Origin of the sequence: sulfur-oxidizing endosymbiont of Gigantopelta aegis, from assembly GCF_016097415.1 — a bacterium.
In the GTDB taxonomy this organism is placed as follows: Bacteria; Pseudomonadota; Gammaproteobacteria; order GRL18; family GRL18; genus GRL18.
Window position 1 is genome coordinate 3290110 of sequence record NZ_JAEHGE010000001.1, and the last position, 19389, is coordinate 3309498.

The following is a 19389-nucleotide window of genomic DNA, read 5'->3' on the forward strand; positions in this document are numbered from 1 at the left end:
AGTAGACCCTATTCTATTACATGCCAATTTTTGCGGTAAACATTATAATATTGTCAGTATAGTCCAAAGTGCGAATATTGGAATCTCTAGTTTTATAGGTGTACTTAATACCAAAGCCGAGTGCGCGACGAAATTGGTAATTGACACCGGCTTGGTAGTTTTCCAAATCGTCGTCACGGATTGAATCGATATAGTCTTCATTCAGAAAACTGATGCCTACGTTACTGTCCAGTTTGTCTGACCAGGCATGTTGCCAGGAAAGTCCCACAGACTTATCACGAATAAAGTTACCCGTGCCATTGGTTTCCTTAGCTTCGCTGGCGCTGACCAAGGTAAAGACTGAATACGTTAGGGGGGACCATTCAACACCCATTCGCCAACTGGTAAAATCGTTATCTTTGCGCTGTGAGGAATCAAAGTCTTTGTAGGTACGACCAATTTGTGCTGTGCCCGTGGTTTTTGCTGTAGTTTCCCAGGTGACACCAACTTGAAAGGTGGTTTCATCACCATCTAGGGTTGAAATGCCGCTTATGTCATTTTTGTAGTCAATGTCTTTGTAGGTGGCTTCAAATAATAATGAGGTTTTGGGCATAACGCGATAATAGAAGGTTGGACCGATAAGGTCTTCGCTTCGATCAAAGCCACGGGTTCTGTTGCGATAGTTGATGTATTTTCTATAAAAATGTGAGGCATTAACTTTGATTTGACCTTGAGACTCATCACCACCGTAGGTATAGGTTGCATTGGTAATGGCGTCTTTGTATTGGTAGGGTGTTTTGCTAACGCCAAAAGGACCATCAGAAATACCACTACCGCGTTTTTCATGGAGTTTTAGAAAGTCAAAAGACAAATCCAGTTTGTTGCGGTAGTTAAATTCATTATGGGTATCAAGTTGTAACAGATGATCAACGTAGTCGTCATTTCTACTGCTATGATAGCGCCCTGCTTTGAGGGTGTATTTGGCTGTGTAGTAATCAAGCCCCTTTTGTGCGCCTAGGGTAATTGATGGTGCTAACTCGGTGATCCAGGAGCTTTTAACGCCAACTTTGTCTTGCAAGAAGATATTGTCATCATATTTGGTGGAGATTCCCATCGCAGGGGATGCACTGAGACCAAAGCCAAGGGGGTAGTCTAAGGTTTTTTCCCCTGCCCATACGGTCGCCGATGTGACTAGGCTAGCTAATATCGCTAGGCTGATTAAATTTGGTTGCACTCGTTTAACTAAAAGAGTCATGCTTTTACCACTTTGCACGGCTTGGTTCATTTATAACTTACCCTAAGTATATTTAATGTTTCATGCTTAATTAGGCTCTTCTCCGCTTTGATGAGTGAGGGTTTACCCAAAATAGAACATACTCTGCTCATCAGGAATGGAGGTTTGCCTGATTTTAAGTTTAAAATATTCGGTATCCCGAATCCCTCTGGCCCTTTTTCTTATTAAGCCAATACTGACATTGCCTGCTTCAATTCTAGCGGATGTCAGCTGATGTTTTGCATAGTTGCAAATACCATCTTTATTCTTTCTCATTGAGCGAGCAAATGTTTTTAAGTAGCTCATATTGCTTTGATCAGCCATGACACACCATTGCTCTAATTCATCTTTCATTTCAGTCACGTCATTGTTATTCCACAGTGCTTGTAACTGTTCTTTCATCAGATATAAAATATTTAAATTCTGATTTTCTGATAACAGGTTATTCAATCGGTCAGATTGTTTCTCAGTGAGCTTGTCTTCATTTTTTAGTAGCAAGTAATAGCATCCCTTGAGTAAATCTTTTCCAGGCTTGCTGGCTCGTCTGAATTCAATCCTACGTTGATTTTTTATCACGTTAGAGAAATTCTTCATGACATGAAATCGATCAAAAACAATATCTGCATTGGGCAATATTTCTCTCACTGATTTTTGATACGCGGGCCCCATGTCCATGGCCACCGCCTCTATTTTTTCAGTGGTTTCCTTCGGTATTCGTTTTAAAAACTTTGTAAATACATCTGAAGTTCGACCTGTTTCTACCCCGATTAAATGTCCTTCAACCATATCATAAATGACCGTCATATAATCATGGCCTTTTGCTCTGGCCTCTTCATCAACACCGATATATTTTAAGTCCTTTAATTTTTCGGGCTCTAATGCAGGCAATGTTTTTCAAGATAAGCTTTGTCAATATTCTTAACGGTTTCCCAACGTATATTGAGATGCCTGGAAACAGCCTGAATGCTGATATGACGACAAAGACCACTAATCATATGACAAAATCGTTGTGTAAAACGACAGCCTTTATCAACAAAGTCACATCGCTCTATTCGGCGTTCATTTTTACTGATACAAACCTGAGCTAACTCAATTTCCAGATAGCATGGATAGCATGGATAGCATGGATAGCCCATAAATGGCACATCACGTACTTGTCTTTTTATGTATCGATTTATCGTCCCTTGCTGACCGGTTAAGGGATCAATTACCTTCCTTCGCTTGTCTCTTTGACAGATTATATGAACTGTCTCATGGTGTTTATTTAACGTTATTTCATTGACTCTTTGGCCAGTCAGTCCCAAAATGGTGGGTGAGATGTTGATACTCATATTACCTATTGCTTATAAAACCTTCAGAAGCTTTATATTTCAACAGGTTTCTTGAATATTAGCATCTTTCTTCACTCATCAAAGCGGAGAAGAGCCCTTAATTAATTAAAAAGTGTGACTTATTTAACATTTTGTTAATAAATTAAGATGTTAGTATATTATTACAATTCATTTCAGCAATCTAGTTGAGTTTAATTATGTTGCCCAACTCAAGGGTAAACCCTAGCAAAACGAAGCGCTAACCTAGCATTATACCTAGTATTTAATTTTTTATATGTAGGGTAAAACCTACATTATTCTCTATTTTGGGACTGAGCCAATAAGCCCATTTACCTTATATACCCATGATGCTTGTAGGATGTGCAAAGCAGTTTGATCGGTTTCTCTGTTTTTATGTTTTATTCACATTATTTAATAGCAAGGAAAGATCTTTTAAAATAAGTTAAAATGCGTATTCATTCATACCATTTTGAGGTTTTACCTTCGTAATGTCGTCCAGTGAAATTCATCATCGTCACCATACAACCAAGCAATTGTATCGCCTATTTGATCTATTGGGTGTTTTTGTCTCTTTACTCCTTGCGATGGGGTTTTATGGTATTCCGCTTAATGCCCAATATGTGCTTGCCGGTACGGCCGCCATGCTGTTTTACTTGTTAATTTCTGAAGCGACTAATATTTATACCATTGAACCGGGTCGCGCTATGAAACGGCGTATTGGCCTGGTGTTGGTGGCCACTTTTTTCACCTTTATTTTTTTGCTCGTGCTTGCTTATGTAACTAAAACCACGGGGACTTATTAACGTATCACGATCACTTTATGGTTTTTCTTGATGCCTACGCTACTCATTATCTGGCGAGTCATTGCTTGTCGCTTGCGTAGTCAATATTTTAAGGATGACAATAATTTACAAAGTGTTGCTATTCTTGGTGCCAATGACATTAGTAATGAAATTGCCGATGAAATTATTAATAATCGCTCTTTGGGCTATCGCTTTGTGGGTTTTTATGACGATCGCGATGAAACCGATGAACGAACACCCAATGACTTATTAGGCCCGATTATCGGCTCATTTGATGATGCGGTAACTGCGGCCAGTAAAGGTGAGATTGGTGTATTGTACATTTCTTTGCCCCTCGCGGCAGAGGTGCGTATTGGCTTATTACTTGAAGAATTAAGTGATAGTGCGGTGGCGGTACATATTATCCCGAATTTCTTTATTTACAATATTCTTCATGCCCGCTGGCATACGATTGGCTCGCATCAGGCGTTGAGCATTTATGATACGCCTTTTTATGGTGCGGGAAGTTTGCTGAAAAAAGTTGAAGATATGTTTATTGGCTCACTTATTTTGCTCCTTATTAGCTTACCCATGTTGGTGATTGCCTTAGCGATTAAAATGACATCAAGAGGCCCGGTATTGTTCAAGCAAAAGCGTTATGGCATTAATGGTCGGGAGCTGACGGTCTATAAGTTTCGCAGTATGACGGTGTGTGATGACGGCGATGTCATTAAGCAGGCAGAAAAAAATGATGCTCGAATCACGCCTTTGGGTGCTTTTTTGCGTCGTACCTCGTTGGATGAATTGCCACAATTTTTTAATGTGCTCAATGGCAGTATGTCAATTGTTGGCCCCCGCCCTCATGCCATTGCTCATAACGAGGAATACCGTAAGAAAATTGGTGGTTATATGTTGCGCCACATGGTCAAGCCGGGAATCACTGGCTGGGCACAGATTAATGGCCTGCGTGGTGAAACACGTTTTATTGAGCAAATGGAAAAACGCATTGACTATGATCTGTATTATATTCGTAATTGGTCACTGGTCTGGGACATTAAAATCATCTGGCTAACCATTTTTAAGGGCTTTGTTAATAAAAATGCCTATTGATTTTGACTTTTTTTACTTGATCGGTTAAAATTTAATCAATATTGTTTGAATTTATTCAGGGGTAATACATTGAACATTAAAAAGAACATTAAGAAAACCATCGCCTGTGCAGTTTTTGCATTGGCCAGTCATAGTGCTTTTGCCGATGTGGCATCAGACTATAGCAATCCGAATATACCAATGGATAAGGTTATTTCTAATGCATTAAGTCAGTCTACACCTCTGACAACAGCAGAAATTGTGGCGCAGCTTCAAGCTGCCGGTGTGGATTCAATCACCATTGAAATCACCGCTGCCGCTTTGATTGTCAATGCCCTCAACTGTACGGACAGAAAAACACCGGAACATGAAGAGCTCAATGGTTGTCAAAAATTAAGCCCTGAGTTAGTCGCTGATGTGTTAATTGCATCTTATGCCGCTCTGGAAAAACTCAATGCCGGTCAACCGGAATATGACCAGTTGACTAAAACAGTCTATAGCTTAATCCCTGTTGGTGAAGAAGCCATATTGGCAACAATTGGTGAGACGGTTTTAGGTAATCCAAATGTTGATCCAACACTCGCAACAGCACCAACTGCTGCTGGTGGAACGCCTCCCGGTCTTACTGCCCCTCCTGCGCCTCCACCTCCGGGTGGTTCTGGCGGTGGCGGTGCTGCAAGCCCTAGCTAAAACTGACTTAAAACAAAATGGGGTGGGCATAAGCCCGCCCTTTTTTATTAATGATTTTTTAATGACATAATTCTGTTACTGACATAGTGAATCAAATATCACCCCGTTCTAGCACTGCTCCTTCTACTCATTCCTCTGATCGTGTTCTTTTTTATTGTTTTCTGGCTTTATTCATTTGGTTACCTTTACCTTTGGGCAGTAATCGCACTTGGGCTATCTCTGTCATGGAAGTTTGGGTGTATTCTTTGGCTCTGTTCTGGCTGGTGTTATTTTTTCAGCAAAAAGTGCGCTTTACAGGTGTGTTTCGCGCCTCGGTTGTTCCCTTGCTCTTATTTTGTCTGTTTTTATTCTGGACTCTCTTACAATCGATTGCCCTCCCCGCTCAACTGGTGGCAGTTTTGTCTCCTGAAACCTTGAATGTCTATCAAAGCACCTTTCAGATTTTAGGTTTTGATTTAAAAACGCTCCCCTTGTCTTTTTAAATGCCTATGCCTCTTATGCTAAATTTCTTGAAACACTGAGTTATTTTTTGCTTTTTTGTTTGTTTTTGTTACTCATAAAATCCACCCAACGACTGCGATTATTTGCCTGGGTCATTGTGATCAGTGGTGTTTTTCAGGCCGTTTATGGCAGTGTAATGACTCTCTCTGGTATTGAGTATGGTTTTTTTGTTGAAAAGGATACTTATCGTGGCGTTGCCACAGGTACTTTTGTTAATCGTAATCATTTAGCGGGCTATCTTGAAATGAGTCTGGCTATTGGGGTAGGTTTATTAATTTCTACCTTGTATGAAACTCAGGCGGGCAATTGGCGAGAGTTTTTTCGACGTATTCTCGGTAGTATTCTAGGCGGGAAAATTCGCTTGCGGATTGCTCTGGCATTAATGGTCATCGCTTTAGTCTTAACCCATTCACGGATGGGCAATAGTGCTTTTTTTATTAGTTTGACGCTGATGGGCATTTTGTATTTAGTGTTGGTTAAAAAACCGCCTCGTAGTGTCAAGCCGACAAATAAAGGTGTTGATAAATGCGATAAATTAAGCTATTATTCTTGTAAAATCAACATTTAAGGGGATATCTAAATGGATAAAATATCTTCTGATATAAAACAACCAAGAATTCCAGTTGAAATTAACGATATTCAGGTTAATTTTTGCAAAAATCCATTGTGCCAAAATTATGGTGTTCCTGCCAGCACAGAAAGCCAAGTTAAACTCCATAAATCACAAAAAGACTGCTACAAATTATCAAGTGGTAGTCGAAAGCCAGTTACTAAACTGATTTGCAAGTCTTGTAATGAGTTATTCCCAGTTAAGAGCAATCAAGGAATTTGGGATGAATTACAGCGAATTGAAGAATATTTAAAAGAAACTCCAGAGGTGTCATGCCCTGATAATTCATGTAAAAATAATCTCATTAGTATTAAGTTAGGAAAAGAATTTTACCAGTCTTTTGGGAAAACAAAATCAGGTTCTAGTCGTTATCGATGCAAGTCTTGTAAGAAAACATTTTCAGTTAAACAATCTACAACTGGTCAAAAACAGCCTCATAAAAACAATCTTATTTTCAAACTTCTAATGAATAAATCCCCTTTAAGGCGAATCTGTGAAGTTGCTGATGTTGGTATGGCGACTGTTTATGCAAAAATTGATTTTCTGCATAAACAGTGCATGACCTTTGTATCAGAAAGAGAACAGAGGTTAATTAAAAGCAATATAAAGCGACTTTATGTTAGCGTGGATAGACAGGAATATATTGTTAATTGGACAAGACGAGAAGATAAACGAAATATTAAACTTTCAGCAATCGGTAGTGCTGACAATGAAACGGGCTACGTATTTCAAATGAATTTAAACTATGATCCTTGTATTAGCCCTATTGAAATAGAAGAAAATGCTTTATCTGTTAATGATTATAATGCCCAATACGCCTATCGAAAACATGCAAGATTCTGGTTGAATGGTGATTATAAAGAGAGTGTGAAAAATTCAAGATCCAAAAAGACAAATGGATCATCTTTAAGTGCCGATATATCAGCAACATACAAGGATGCAATTTCTCGTGATGATATAGAAGAATCAGAAGCTCTCTATCAAGTACAAAAATTGCCTCAAAATGGAATGCAGATCCATTCTGAATATAATATAGATGTATGGACATTTCTTTTTTATACATAAATTGTTCAGTGGTGTTGAAAAAATCAGATTCTTTTTAGATCAAGATTCTGGAATGAGAGCAACCTGCTTAACAGCTTTCCATAACGAAATAAAAAATAGAAGCTGTGATGCTTTTTATGTTCGAATAACAAAGGATTTAACTGTTGATGAAAAGCGGAGAACTTTAAATGATTCCAGGAACTATTTTTCAGATCAGCAAAAAGAACACCCTGATTTATCAAAAAATAAAATAAAATTAAAAATAATAAAAGATCGATTAGAAAACATGCAGGAAATTGGAAACTGGAAAGATAAATGGCTTTTACACCCTTTTCCTAATATGTCTGAACCAGAAAAAGCGATTTGTTATCTTACTGATTATGGTGACTATGATGAAGACCATCAGGCATGGTTATATAACAAAGCCTCCATGCATGGGATTGATAATTTTTTATGCAGGTTAGACGTAGATTATCATTATTAGAGTATTTCATCTGCCAGCAGTTCTGGCAGAAGGTGGTATGGGTATTCTGCTTACAACCCAAAGAACATTGTTAAGTTACTCGATATATTCCGAGTTTATTATAATTATTGTATTGCAGGAAAAGACAAAAAAACACCCGCTATGCGTTTAGGTCTGGCAAAAGGCATTGTTAGTCCAGAAGACATCATTTATTTTTCACCTAATTAACTATGAGCCATTATGAATAAAACAATTTTCAAACAACTTAAGAAAGACAAAGGTAACTGGCTCAATGAAACAGAAGTACGCCAGGGATGGATAAAGATTATTGGTGATGCTTTAAATATTCCTTTTCAAATGGAGAGGCAAAGAGTTGATGCCAGTTATAACAGAGTTATTATTGAATTTAAGGATAAGGGCTTATTTAATGGCAGTACTTCCAGTTCTGCATTTAAAAATGCGGTGTTTGATCGCTTAAAAAATATATCCCGACTCGTGCTAAACTCGAATCCCTCGACAATGAGATTATATTGGAATAGTTACCGATGCAGAGCATATTGCATTTGCACGGTACAGCCGAGGAAAAATAGTTCATGATGCATTATTACCATTAAGTGAATCCAGTGTATCTTTGATAGTTAAGGCTCTGACTGATTGTAAATGGGTTCCTGTTACATCAGAAAATCTAATCACTGATTTTGGTCATAGTTCTGATGCTGGCTGTAATATGTTACAGGCTTTATCTGACGCATTATCAGAGCGACTGGAAAAGAAAAATAATAATAAAATAAAAATGATCTTTGAAGAGTGGAAAGCTCTTTATGGACAAACATCAAATCTTTCCATCAGCCAAGTGAATGGGATTCTTGATAATATTGATTTCAAGTCAATTTCTCTGAACAAAAAAAGTCTGAAGAATTGAAGATCCCTGTTGCACTTTTTGTCATACATACTTACAACTCTCTTTTGATAAAAATTCTTGGTGCAGAAGTTGTTGCCGAACATGCACTAACCACTTATAAAGATTTATCAGAGAAACAGTCAGCCTTGATGGTCAATTATTAATTGACCGAATGGAATATGAAATTGAACAGGGTAATTTCTTTTCTGGTGCTGGAATAAATGGGTTTGGAGAAGAAGTTATTTTCAGTTGGTATCTTGATGTTGCAAGATTGAAACAACATCAAGCCAAAATAATTGATGGATTAAAAGGTATTTTGCTTTCATTCTCCATGTATAGAGCGGATAAATTAACTTCCGCACGTTCAAAAGATGTTCTTAAGTCGTTTTATCAAGATCTCGTGCCAAATGAGCTACGAAAAAGTCTGGGTGAAGTTTATACACCAGAATGGTTGGTTGAAGTCACTCTGGATAGAATCAATGTAAAAAATTTTTTAACTCAACGATTTCTTGATCCAACATGTGGTTCAGCTTCTTTCTTACTGGCTTTAATCAGGAAAATAAAAATACAAGCAACAGATGATGGGTGGGGTGATTTAGAAGTGTTAAAACACATCATAAACAATGTCTGGGGCTTTGATTTAAATCCTTTAGCAGTCCAGACTGCCCGAGTGAATATATTAATCGCTATTTCTGATTTATTAGACAATAACAAAGGAACAGATATAGAAATACCGATTCTTTTAGCGGATGCAGTGTATTCCCCAGCTCGAAATCCTAAAAAAGATGAATTGATTGTCTCTTATAAAATTGGTAGTGAAGTAGCCGATCTTGAAATTTTATTGCCTTCAGAATTGGCTTTTGATAGAAGTCGTTTAGATTCCGTATTTTTACTAATGGATAATTTAGTTTCAAAAAGTACTCAGTGGCGTGAGACAGAAAAAAAATTAATACAAAAAAAAAAATTAATTACATCCAATGAAATGAAAGAATGGAGATCACCACTCAAGCATACTTATGAAAAAATTCTGGATTTACATGAAAGAAACTGGAATGGTATCTGGTTTCGTATAGTGCGTAATTTCTTCTGGTCTGCTATTGCAGGAAAGTTTGATGTGGTTGTTGGTAATCCACCTTGGGTCAGATGGTCAAAATTACCCGAATTATACCGTGAACGTATAAAGCCAACCTGTGATCATTATGGAATTTTCTCAAAAACAAAATTTCATGGTGGAAATGAACTTGATATATCAGGAATGATCACCTATACCGTTGCAGATAAATGGCTCAAAGATGAAGACGGAATTTTAGCATTTGTTATCACGCAAACTCATTTTCAATCACCATCTTCAGCAGGTTTTCGATCATTTTATATCGGAAATAATCAGATCATTCAACCTGTAGGGATTGATGATCTAAAAGCTTTAAAGCCATTTCCTGATGCAGCCAATAAAACAGCTATTTTTTGCTGCTAAAAAATGCAAAGGTAACACAATAAAATATCCTATACCCTATGCTATATGGGAAGCGGCTAAAGGAAATAAAAAAGCAATCCCTGCTCACCTCACAAAACAAGAAGCTCTTGATTCAGTTGACATTGATAAGTGTGAGGCAACCCCTGTTACGGGAGGTGATTCACCATGGGCTATTACACCGAAAGGTGGTTTTAAAGCATTTAAAAGATCACTGGTGCAAGCACTTGGGTTAACGGCAGAAAAGGAGTAACCACAGAATTAAATGGTATTTATTTTGTAAAAATTATTGATACAAATAAAAATAATAATTTGGTGCAAATTAAAACCTGCCCTGACTTTGGAAGAAATGAAAAAGTAAAACCAGCAAGAAAGTTTTGGATAGAACCTGATTTTCTATATCCTTTAGTTAAGGGGGCTGGAGATATACAGGAATGTTATGTCTCAATCAAAAAAGATTTATATGTACTGGTGCCTAATAAGGGGATCACAAAACAGTTATTAGAAGATTGTGAAAATGACATGGAAGACAAACCAAAGTGTGAAGGATTTTTTAGCACCTATCAAGACCAGCTTATTTTAAGATCAACATATAGCAAACGAATGACAGAACACGCACCTTATTTCTGTATTTCAAATGTTGGCAGTTATACTTCGCACCATTTAAAGTGGTATGGCCTGAACAGCCTGGCAATAAATCATTTAGAGCGGCAGTCATTACAAAAGGTAACGATCCTATCAGTGGTCAAAAAGTTTTTGTTCCCGACCACAAATTGTTTTTTGTTGATTTTTATGATTCAGAGCCAGCCTATTATCTTTGTGGTTTACTAAACAGCTCTACAGTACAAGCTTTTATTGATAGTCATAATATTTCAATTCAAGTGGGTAATGTGTTTAAACACATGAATTTACCAGAATTTGATGCAGATAATAAGAAACATAAAGAGTTATCAGCATTAAGTGAAGTAGCACATAATGAAGATAACAAAATCAAAAGACAAGCATTGTTAAAAACTATTTCTAAACTTGGAAATTCATTACTTTGAGCAAATATGGGTGTTTTTATACAAAAATATCAACACCTTTGTTTATCGGCTTGTCGTAGTGTGGTGGTGTTATTTGTGAGTTTATTGGTCATTGATGTTTTTATTGTCGGTGCCTGGTTTGGTATTGATAACGTGGCACAGCGCTTGGAAAACACAAGCGCTAGCAAGGAAACTCGTGACGAGGTGGTCAGAGATACAATCACGATGATTAAGGATTATCCTCTAACGGGCACGGGTGGTGGCACCTATGACATTAGTTTTTTACGCTATCGGGGTGATGACATTTCAGGTTTTTATAATCATGCCCATAATGATTATGTGCAGTTTATGGCTGAATATGGTTTAGTGGGAATGACTCTTTTATCATTGTTGGTTTTAAGTTGTTTATTCTCTGCCTTGTTTGCCATGCGCAAACGAAATCATCGCTTGCTTAAAGGCATGGCTTTTTCTTCGGCCATGGGTATCTTGGCGCTGCTGATCCATTCTATGGTTGATTTTAACCTGCAAATTCCGGCAAATGCCGCTTTGTTTGTGGTTTTGCTGGCAGTTGCAAGGGTCAGTTTACATTTAAAGCTTCGCCATGAATAGAATGCTACAAATGTTATTTTTTGCTCTACTGGTTAAACCATTGGTTTTTATTGTGCTGGGTTTGAATCTTCGTGGCAGAAATAACTTGCCTGAAAAGGGACCGGCCATTATTGCGGCAAATCATAATAGTCATTTGGACACTTTGGTTTTGATGAGCTTGTATCCCCTAAGACAATTACATAAAGTGCGTCCAGTGGCCGCCGTTGATTATTTTTTAACTAATCCCTTGCTCGCTTGGTTTGCTTTAAATTGCATTGGCATTATTCCTCTGGAAAGAAAAAAGCGCTTAGCAAAAACGGACTTGTTTTCTGCTTGTCATGCAGCTTTAGATCAGGGTGACATTTTACTTATTTTCCCCGAAGGAAGTCGCGGTAATCCGGAACAAATCAGTACCATCAAAAAAGGTATTTTTCATATTGTTAATGAGCGCAGTGATACATATATCACTCCTGTCTTGATGCATGGTCTTGGCAGAGCATTGCCCAAGGGTGAGGCCTTGCTAGTGCCCTTTAATTGTGATGTGGTGATTGCCAAAGCATTACAGAAAATGGCTTCTGCCAATGACATGGTGTCGCAATTAAAATCAAGCTATCAAGACTTACAACAATATTGTGTCACCTTGTACACTCCAAAATGTGATAGCGATCACCCATCTCACCAATAGTTCATCTCCACTCTCATTGTTCAGATTCTATTCAGCTCTATACGCGTAATGTAGTCATATACCCATAGATTAATAGACAGATAAAGGAGATTATTATGTTTAAATTATTACCCGTAACGCTTATGCTCATTGCAATACCTGGACTGACATTTCAAGTAAATGCCAAAGAGCATCATCATGAAAACATCCCCAGCCATTATGAGTATGTACCCGTGCTCAGCTCTACAGCGATTTCCCAACGGAAAAATCATAGCACACCTCGTCAGGAGTGTTGGACTGAACAGGTTCAAGTGAGTCAGGCAAGGTCTCAAAATAACAATAACGCCTATGAGAATAGCTATATGAATTCTCTTTTTGGCCGCCAATCTTATACTGGAACGATACTAGGGGGTTTGGTTGGTGGTGGCATTGGTAATGCCCTTGGCCATAGCAAGTCAAATAAAAAAGCGGGGGCTGTTGTTGGAGGTTTATTAGGCGGTGCTGTTGGTTATGATCTGACCCGTAATAGACCTCAAAATGTGACCCATAATGCTCCACGTTATGAGAATCAGCAACGTTGTAAAACTGTTTATGATAACTATGAAGAAGAAAAAATAATTGCTTATAACGTTCGCTATCAGTATGACGGGCAGGTTTATTCAACTCAAATGAAACATGATCCGGGTAATAATTTACGTCTTAAAATTGTAGCCACACCCGTTCAACATTAATTTTTGTGACTTTCAGGATCTATTGTCAAAATTTATTTTTTTTATTTATAATGAAGTGGTATCCTTGACAATTATTTTTCAATGAATGAAAGAAAATGGCAAAGAAACTTTATAGTATTTTTTCTAAAGAACATACGGTCTTACGCAATGCAGAAAAATTCAGAAATGATGCTGATTTTTCTGCACAGTCCTTAGAGCAAGAGTACGACAAGTTAGTCGAAGCTTATAGAGATTTACTGAAACATACTGAGAAATTGACTAATATCGGTGATATTAATCAAATGAAGCTACTTTTGGCTGAGCGCGAAGCTAAAAAACAACAAAAGACCTTAGAAGAAACAGCCGTCTTAAGGGAAAATGTTGAGCGTATTATTCATCATGATTTAAAAAACCCACTTCATGCCATTATCAGTTTACCCACTTTTTTAATACCAAAATTACAAGGCAATGACAGTGCGGTAAAACAATTACAGCTCATTCGTCAATCGGGTGAACGTATGAACAAGCTTATAAACCGCTCCCTTGAGATGTACAAAATGGAAGTTAAAACCTATGAATTAGAGCCGGTAAAACTAGAACTTATTAGTGTGATTAAAAATGTCATTGATAGTTTAGAAGGCATTAACCGTAAAAATATTAGTGTCAATATTTTATTGAACAATCAAGCACTCACTGAGACGGATGAATTTTTTATTTTTGGTGAAGACTTATTGTGTTTTTCACTCCTATCGAATTTACTCAAAAATGCCTTAGAAGCTTCAAGCCATAATGACATTATTACTATTGCTTTGAGTAGTCATGCGATAAAAAATATAAAACAAATAGCCATTCATAATCAAGGTGCTGTGCCCAAAGAAATTCATGATACTTTTTTTGAGAAATACAGTACCCAAGGCAAAAAAGACGGTACGGGCTTAGGTACCTACTCCGCTCGCTTGAATACTGAAACCCTAGGGGGTGAAATTCAGTTTACCAGCAGCGATGAACTAGGAACTACTGTAACAGTCTCTTTGCCTGCACCTTAGTTATTGAGTAAAAATCAGTCGATGGGTAAAAAACACCAACATCTTACTTTTAAGCCAGCCTTTGGTTTAAGTCATCGGCATAGTCAGACTATTTTTTCGACTTTATTTCGTAAACCAATAGCTCCCGTAATTAGAGTTGAACGTTTTACACTCGCCGATGGTGATTTTGTCGAGTGTTATTGGCACCAACAATCTTTTCTTTCACTTGAAAACACTCACAAACCTATTGTGACATTGTTTCACGGTCTAGAAGGTTCTTTTGCTTCCCCCTATATTCAAGGCATTATGAATGCACTTCATGAGGCGGGCTTTTGCCCTGTATTAATGCATTTTAGGGGCTGTTCCGGACTAATGAATATTTTACCTCGCTCCTATCATAGTGGTGATACTGCGGATGCCAGACAATGGTTGAATACCTTACATGCGCGTTATCCTGAGCATCCATTATTGGCTATTGGCTATTCTCTCGGTGGGAATATGTTATTAAAATTACTCGGAGAAGATGGCCATTCATCATCTCTTAATGCGGCAGTTGCAGTGTCTGCACCATTAAAATTAGATCTCTGCGCTAAACAAATGAATCAGGGGTTTTCTCAATTATATCAATATCGATTATTAAAGAATTTGAAGCGCCATTTACTGAAAAAATATCAGCAACATGACATGAAGGCCCTGATCGGCATAGATGAGCAACAAGTGAAACAATTAACGAGCTTTTGGGCATTTGATGATGTTTATACCGGCCCTATTCATGGTTTTTCTTCGGCACAGGATTATTATCAGCAATCTAGCTCACAGCAATATTTATCCGCCATTAGCACTGAAACATTACTGATTCATGCCCTTGATGATCCCTTTATGACACCAAAGGTGATACCTGATAAAAGCCAGCTTTCAAGACAAATAACATTCGACTTACAAGCCACCGGTGGTCATCTTGGCTTTGTCAGTGGGCATATTTTTAAACCAAGCTATTGGTTGGATGAACGGATTGTTGATTTTTTAACAAACCGTTCATAGCTCGGTTTTAAAACATACCCCTAACAGAGAAATTATTCTATTAGTTTTTTTTATAGGTCTGACGTTGACTCAGGTGTATGCCGTCTTTTTCTATACGGATAACTTTTTGTTTGTATAAGCCGCCAATGGCTTTTTTGAATGCACCTTTGCTCATGCCAAACAAGTCGGCAATCTGTTTAGGTGCTGATTTATCATGCACATTGGCAAAACCTTGGTTCTGACTTAAGTAATTTAATATCAATGTGGCATTTTTGTCCCGACTCACCTGCCCACCTTGAAGCGTCAGATCAATTTTTCCATCATCACGAACACGCTTAATAAATCCCTTGATTGACTGCCCGAAACTCAGACGCTGGAATACTTCGTTTTCATATAAGACACCCCAGTAGTGATGCTCAATAATGGCTTTATAGCCCAGCTCGGTGGTATTAGCTATGATCAAATTAACAGCCTCATGTGGCTTGAAATCATGTGCTTCATCGTCATCAATAAATTTGTCAATTTTTGCTGAGGCGACTATGCGTCCATCATTTTTATCACGATAAACATAGACCAGATAAGAATGCCCTTCTTCCATGGGAACATGCTGTTCTGCAAAAGGCACCAGTAGGTCTTTGTCCAGTCCCCAATCGAGAAAAGCACCGATTTGATTCCGGTCAATGACGTTTAAATAAGCAAATTCACCGACTTGTACTTTGGGGATTTGTGTTGTGGCCACCAGACGATCTTCTGAGTCAAAATAAAGAAACACTTTAATCAGATCACCAATTAACAGATCTTCCGGCGTATGACGATTGGGCAATAAAACTTCACCTAATTCTCCGGCGTCTAAAATTGCCCCAAAGTCTAGAAATTTAACCACGCTAAGCTCGTAAGCTTGGCCAACTTGTATCATATTTTTTCTCAATTTTTCTGTTTTTATGTCAGTACATATTATAGGTTCTTTGTCCTAATAGATTTTATGCTTTATACTGTCAATAAGCGAGGTGAAACAAAGTAATACACACGTTTCATAGCAATATTTTGAGTCAATTTGTTTAAGTAGTTTTCAGGATTGTTGATTTTAGCCTATGCGTCATTCTTACCCGATACTCATTCTCTGTTTTGCTATTATCATTGCCTTACTGTTATACACGCTGTCTGAAAATCGTACGAATGCTATCACTTCACATGAAGCTTGGCAACAATATGACGAGGATGTCAGTAAGCTAGTGCATATTTCTGCAATGCTTAACGAGATGCAGCATCTGACACGACTGTATTTAGCCACCACAACGACTGAAGATCCCTTTGAGCTTGATACGCTTATTATCACCGCATCATTAAAACGATCACTTTATATTTTGCATTCTATCGACCTAAGAAGATTAAACCTGGATACTAATGAGCAAGAATTCCTCAGCCAACTTGACACAACAGCAGGTAAGATAAGACTCGCTCAAATCGCTTATGATGAGATGCTAAGAAAAAACGTTCCTCTTAAAGAGCGTCTTGATTTGGCCATTCAAACCATTATTTCCCCACAAAATAAAAATCAGGTCTTAATGCAAGGCTTGTTACATTACATCCGCACCCATACCATTACGGTGTCTAGCAATTACCACACGCAAGAAGAACAAGGTCATGCTCGCATTAAAAAACTACAGTTAATTACTATCTATTTGACCTTTTTCTTTGCCTTTTTGTCCACTTATCTCATTGCCAAAGGTCAAAAAACAATTCAGGACAAAAACAAGGATTTAATGAAAGCCAAAAGCTTCCTCAAATCGGCTATCAACTCGACCCCCATAGCATTACTCATTATCAATAAAGACGGACTCATTGTTATGGCCAATAATAATGCCGCCCAAGTCTTTCAGTATTCTCAAGACGAGTTAATCAATATGAATGTATCTGAATTGATCCCGGAAAACATTCGCCCAAAACATCAGCAATACCTTGATTCATATTGTAATGCCCCCGTTAATAGAGAAATGAATAATGGCTTAACGATTACTGCTCGTAGGCAGTCCGGAGAAATTTTTCCTGCTGAAGTTGGTTTAAACCCTGTTGATGATCAGGATGAGATGTTTATTGCCTGTTCAGTAAAAGATATTACAGATCAAAAAAACATGGAAAATGAAATTATAGCGAGTAAAAATAAGGCTGAACAAGCAAATCAGGCTAAATCTGACTTTTTAGCCAATGTATCTCATGAACTTAGAACGCCACTGCATGCTATTTTAAGTTTTTCACGACTTGGTTTGAAAAACCTCAAAAAAGAACCCAAATTGTCATCCGCTATACCTAAATTTGAAAATTATTTAGATAAAATTTTTACCAGTGGTGATAAATTATTGGGCTTTATTACCGATCTACTTGATAGCGCAAAGTTTGAATCAGGCAAAATGGAACTGGAATATGTGCAGGCAGACATTTTGCAACTTATTAACGTGATTATAAATGAGCAGGAAGCACGGATCCATGAACTCGAATTAGAAGTTAAAATATCTGCCAAATATTATAATCAACATGCCTGTTTTGATAAACATTATATTGGTCAAACTATCAGCAACCTAATCTCCAATGCGATTAAGTATTCACCCCAGGGTGGAACAATCACTATTTTAATTACCACTTGCCAATACCATAATATGGAAGCCCTGCAAGTGAGCGTTCAAGATGAAGGCCTGGGTATACCCAATGAACAGTTGAGTTTAATTTTTGATAAATTTGTACAAAGCACGAATAAAATTGCCGGGGGCACAGGCCTGGGACTTTCCTTATGTAAGAACATTATCGAAGCCCATGGCGGTACAATCTGGGCTGAGAATGCCGATAAAACCCTGCTTAAAAATGCTCACTTCAGTTTTATTATTCCCACCATACAATCACCCAGGCTCATGACTTCTGATAATAATTAACAAGTTTATTCATATTAGGGTTTTGTCTAATGACTTAGCCTTTTCTTCTGTGTTTCAATACGCCTCAGTTCAAATACGAACGACTTAGACTAAAAACAAACTAAACCAGGAGAAATTATGGATAATTTATTTAATGATGATTGGATGAAATCATTTCAAGATATTTGGAATGGCGAACCTGAATTAAAAGATGCTTTAGCGCAGTTAGATTTCAACTCTGCTATTGGCTATGGTGTACCCGGAGAAGATAAGCCACGTGGTTTTATTTCGGTTGTTAATGGTGAAGTCATTGATGCCGGCGCTTACTCTGATGAAGCCTTAAACTGGGACATTCGAGCAGAAGAAAAGAATTGGGGTAAGTGGCTAAACAGCGGCATTGGGATGGCTGGCATGGGTATGGCGGTTACCACTGGGAAGATGAAATTTAAAGTCGGTGACTTTAAGGCAATGATCAAAGATCCTAGAATGGCTGGGCCTTTTGTAAAAAGCTTTGAAGCCATGGGTCGCGTTTAAATCGCTCTCATTCAAAGCTCATAAATCTGCTGCTTTAGGGGGAGTCACTTATGCTAGCTCTAATATATTAGCTCTGACTTCCTCATGAGGTCATTCCCCCCCCCCCTAAAGCACTTGATCAATATATATTTTTAGCGCCCACTGAGCCTGTAGCTCAATACTTGAAAACTCAATATTAACCTGATTGGCTTGCAAATGACCCTTGGGTCAATTTTTTGGAGGACGATGAATGAGTCCCCATGATCAAGAAAGTGATTTATCATTTTTCTGGTGATGGGTTAACCGATGCTCAGCAGCTTGCCAGACGATTACTGGTGAATATCTTGATTGCAAATGGTGATGCCCATTTAAAGAGTTGGAGCCTTCTTTATCAAGATCAAATCACGCCAAGATTATCTCCTGCCTACGACATTGTGACCACCAGCGTTTACATAGATGATGAACGAGAATACGCCCTGAATCTTGGTAAAACAAAAGAGTGGTTTTCAGTGACGGAGGAAAATTTTCAACAATGGGCAAAGAAATCCGGCATTCCGTGGCGCGCTATCAAACCACATATTGATGACACCATGGAAAAAGCACGAGCATTGTGGCCGAAGGCTTTGAAAGATTTGCCAATGGATGAGGCGCATAAAGAAAAGCTCAAAGAACATTGGCTTAAGCTTCACACTGATTTTCGGATAAAGTATTAACTTTAACCTAAAAAAATCAGTTGAAAATAACTTAGAAAGAATTTTCAGAATCAATGAAGATGTAGAGTGGGCATGGTTTTATCTGCCCACGCTG

At 37.9% G+C, this 19389-nt stretch carries 22 protein-coding genes and 2 pseudogenes; 21 read left to right on the plus strand and 3 right to left on the minus strand.

All coding sequences use genetic code 11. From position 1 onward, the window contains the following. Positions 1 to 16 precede the first annotated feature (16 nt). The gene (locus tag JEU79_RS16820; RefSeq protein ID WP_198265031.1) at positions 17 to 1264 is read right to left on the minus strand and encodes an outer membrane beta-barrel protein; all 1248 of its coding nucleotides are present in this window, start codon (positions 1262 to 1264) and stop codon (positions 17 to 19) included. A gap of 72 nt (positions 1265 to 1336) precedes the next feature. Next, positions 1337 to 2583: pseudogene (locus JEU79_RS16825) on the minus strand (ISL3 family transposase). 488 nt (positions 2584 to 3071) lie between these two features. Between JEU79_RS16825 and JEU79_RS16830 the strand changes: the two are divergent. From JEU79_RS16830 to JEU79_RS16910, 18 genes are all read left to right on the plus strand, one after another. Beyond that, entirely contained in the window at positions 3072 to 3386 is a 315-nt protein-coding gene (locus tag JEU79_RS16830; protein WP_198265032.1) for a hypothetical protein, read from the plus strand. Positions 3387 to 3395: 9 nt separating this feature from the next. Then, positions 3396 to 4475, plus strand: a complete 1080-nt coding sequence (locus JEU79_RS16835) for an undecaprenyl-phosphate glucose phosphotransferase (protein ID WP_281401074.1) — start codon at positions 3396 to 3398, stop codon at positions 4473 to 4475. Between the two features lie 69 nt (positions 4476 to 4544). After that, positions 4545 to 5144, plus strand: a complete 600-nt coding sequence (locus JEU79_RS16840; protein ID WP_198265034.1) for a hypothetical protein — start codon at positions 4545 to 4547, stop codon at positions 5142 to 5144. An 86-nt stretch (positions 5145 to 5230) separates the two neighbouring features. After that, positions 5231 to 5626 carry a hypothetical protein gene (locus JEU79_RS16845; protein WP_214660609.1) on the plus strand — a complete coding sequence of 132 codons (396 nt, stop codon included), beginning with the start codon at positions 5231 to 5233 and terminating at the stop codon, positions 5624 to 5626. Positions 5627 to 5685: 59 nt separating this feature from the next. Beyond that, complete coding sequence (locus JEU79_RS16850) at positions 5686 to 6213, plus strand: hypothetical protein (RefSeq protein ID WP_198265036.1); 528 nt, start codon at positions 5686 to 5688, stop codon at positions 6211 to 6213. A 12-nt stretch (positions 6214 to 6225) separates the two neighbouring features. Then, entirely contained in the window at positions 6226 to 7320 is a 1095-nt protein-coding gene (locus tag JEU79_RS26695) for a hypothetical protein (protein WP_246540351.1), read from the plus strand. Between the two features lies 1 nt (position 7321). Next, positions 7322 to 7783, plus strand: coding sequence for a hypothetical protein (locus JEU79_RS26700; RefSeq protein WP_246540353.1), 462 nt, complete (start codon positions 7322 to 7324; stop codon positions 7781 to 7783). Positions 7784 to 8002: 219 nt separating this feature from the next. After that, entirely contained in the window at positions 8003 to 8359 is a 357-nt protein-coding gene (locus JEU79_RS16860; RefSeq protein WP_198265037.1) for a hypothetical protein, read from the plus strand. Positions 8360 to 8393: 34 nt separating this feature from the next. Then, positions 8394 to 8684: a hypothetical protein gene (locus tag JEU79_RS16865; protein WP_198262940.1), complete on the plus strand. Its 291-nt coding sequence runs from the start codon at positions 8394 to 8396 to the stop codon at positions 8682 to 8684. Positions 8685 to 8835: 151 nt separating this feature from the next. Next, entirely contained in the window at positions 8836 to 10137 is a 1302-nt protein-coding gene (locus JEU79_RS16870) for an Eco57I restriction-modification methylase domain-containing protein (RefSeq protein ID WP_198265038.1), read from the plus strand. After that, positions 10103 to 10387 carry a hypothetical protein gene (locus tag JEU79_RS16875; protein WP_198265039.1) on the plus strand — a complete coding sequence of 95 codons (285 nt, stop codon included), beginning with the start codon at positions 10103 to 10105 and terminating at the stop codon, positions 10385 to 10387. The genes JEU79_RS16870 and JEU79_RS16875 overlap by 35 nt, the downstream gene beginning before the upstream one ends. Before the next feature lie 59 nt (positions 10388 to 10446). Beyond that, a complete protein-coding gene (locus tag JEU79_RS16880) occupies positions 10447 to 10965 on the plus strand; it encodes a hypothetical protein (RefSeq protein WP_214660610.1) in 519 nt (172 codons plus the stop codon). A 71-nt stretch (positions 10966 to 11036) separates the two neighbouring features. Next, positions 11037 to 11180: a hypothetical protein gene (locus JEU79_RS16885; RefSeq protein ID WP_198264411.1), complete on the plus strand. Its 144-nt coding sequence runs from the start codon at positions 11037 to 11039 to the stop codon at positions 11178 to 11180. Positions 11181 to 11186: 6 nt separating this feature from the next. Beyond that, complete coding sequence (locus tag JEU79_RS16890) at positions 11187 to 11768, plus strand: O-antigen ligase family protein (protein WP_198265041.1); 582 nt, start codon at positions 11187 to 11189, stop codon at positions 11766 to 11768. Then, positions 11761 to 12432 carry a lysophospholipid acyltransferase family protein gene (locus JEU79_RS16895; RefSeq protein ID WP_198265042.1) on the plus strand — a complete coding sequence of 224 codons (672 nt, stop codon included), beginning with the start codon at positions 11761 to 11763 and terminating at the stop codon, positions 12430 to 12432. Before JEU79_RS16890 ends, JEU79_RS16895 begins: the two co-directional genes overlap by 8 nt. 95 nt (positions 12433 to 12527) lie before the next feature. Next, positions 12528 to 13142 (plus strand): glycine zipper 2TM domain-containing protein, encoded by a 615-nt coding sequence (locus JEU79_RS16900; RefSeq protein ID WP_198265043.1) that lies wholly within the window; start codon positions 12528 to 12530, stop codon positions 13140 to 13142. A gap of 95 nt (positions 13143 to 13237) precedes the next feature. Further along, positions 13238 to 14167 carry a sensor histidine kinase gene (locus JEU79_RS16905; protein ID WP_198265044.1) on the plus strand — a complete coding sequence of 310 codons (930 nt, stop codon included), beginning with the start codon at positions 13238 to 13240 and terminating at the stop codon, positions 14165 to 14167. Between the two features lie 3 nt (positions 14168 to 14170). Then, on the plus strand, positions 14171 to 15187 hold the full coding sequence (locus JEU79_RS16910) for a hydrolase (protein ID WP_246540355.1): 1017 nt from the start codon (positions 14171 to 14173) through the stop codon (positions 15185 to 15187). A gap of 40 nt (positions 15188 to 15227) precedes the next feature. Here JEU79_RS16910 and JEU79_RS16915 read toward each other — a convergent pair whose 3' ends face one another. Next, positions 15228 to 16082, minus strand: a complete 855-nt coding sequence (locus JEU79_RS16915; protein WP_198265046.1) for a CvfB family protein — start codon at positions 16080 to 16082, stop codon at positions 15228 to 15230. A gap of 175 nt (positions 16083 to 16257) precedes the next feature. On the opposite strand from JEU79_RS16915, the gene JEU79_RS16920 reads away from it, so the two are divergent. The 3 genes and pseudogenes from JEU79_RS16920 to JEU79_RS16930 form a co-directional block, all read left to right on the plus strand. Beyond that, positions 16258 to 18090, plus strand: a complete 1833-nt coding sequence (locus JEU79_RS16920) for a sensor histidine kinase (protein WP_198265047.1) — start codon at positions 16258 to 16260, stop codon at positions 18088 to 18090. Positions 18091 to 18207: 117 nt separating this feature from the next. Then, a complete protein-coding gene (locus tag JEU79_RS16925; protein WP_198265048.1) occupies positions 18208 to 18603 on the plus strand; it encodes an SCP-2 sterol transfer family protein in 396 nt (131 codons plus the stop codon). 242 nt (positions 18604 to 18845) lie between these two features. Further along, positions 18846 to 19295, plus strand: a pseudogene (locus JEU79_RS16930) (type II toxin-antitoxin system HipA family toxin); the annotation flags it as partial. Positions 19296 to 19389: the final 94 nt, after the last annotated feature.

What these genes read in the sequence shown, in the direction of transcription:
- JEU79_RS16820 (WP_198265031.1), bottom strand. Translation starts at nt 1,264, where the DNA reads ATGAACCAAGCCGTGCAAAGTGGTAAAAGCATGACTCTTTTAGTTAAA.
- JEU79_RS16830 (WP_198265032.1), top strand. Translation starts at nt 3,072, where the DNA reads ATGTCGTCCAGTGAAATTCATCATCGTCACCATACAACCAAGCAATTG.
- JEU79_RS26695 (WP_246540351.1), top strand. Translation starts at nt 6,226, where the DNA reads ATGGATAAAATATCTTCTGATATAAAACAACCAAGAATTCCAGTTGAA.
- JEU79_RS16860 (WP_198265037.1), top strand. Translation starts at nt 8,003, where the DNA reads ATGAATAAAACAATTTTCAAACAACTTAAGAAAGACAAAGGTAACTGG.
- JEU79_RS16870 (WP_198265038.1), top strand. Translation starts at nt 8,836, where the DNA reads ATGGAATATGAAATTGAACAGGGTAATTTCTTTTCTGGTGCTGGAATA.
- JEU79_RS16875 (WP_198265039.1), top strand. Translation starts at nt 10,103, where the DNA reads ATGCAGCCAATAAAACAGCTATTTTTTGCTGCTAAAAAATGCAAAGGT.
- JEU79_RS16885 (WP_198264411.1), top strand. Translation starts at nt 11,037, where the DNA reads ATGAATTTACCAGAATTTGATGCAGATAATAAGAAACATAAAGAGTTA.
- JEU79_RS16890 (WP_198265041.1), top strand. Translation starts at nt 11,187, where the DNA reads ATGGGTGTTTTTATACAAAAATATCAACACCTTTGTTTATCGGCTTGT.
- JEU79_RS16895 (WP_198265042.1), top strand. Translation starts at nt 11,761, where the DNA reads ATGAATAGAATGCTACAAATGTTATTTTTTGCTCTACTGGTTAAACCA.
- JEU79_RS16900 (WP_198265043.1), top strand. Translation starts at nt 12,528, where the DNA reads ATGTTTAAATTATTACCCGTAACGCTTATGCTCATTGCAATACCTGGA.
- JEU79_RS16905 (WP_198265044.1), top strand. Translation starts at nt 13,238, where the DNA reads ATGGCAAAGAAACTTTATAGTATTTTTTCTAAAGAACATACGGTCTTA.
- JEU79_RS16915 (WP_198265046.1), bottom strand. Translation starts at nt 16,082, where the DNA reads ATGATACAAGTTGGCCAAGCTTACGAGCTTAGCGTGGTTAAATTTCTA.
- JEU79_RS16920 (WP_198265047.1), top strand. Translation starts at nt 16,258, where the DNA reads ATGCGTCATTCTTACCCGATACTCATTCTCTGTTTTGCTATTATCATT.
- JEU79_RS16925 (WP_198265048.1), top strand. Translation starts at nt 18,208, where the DNA reads ATGGATAATTTATTTAATGATGATTGGATGAAATCATTTCAAGATATT.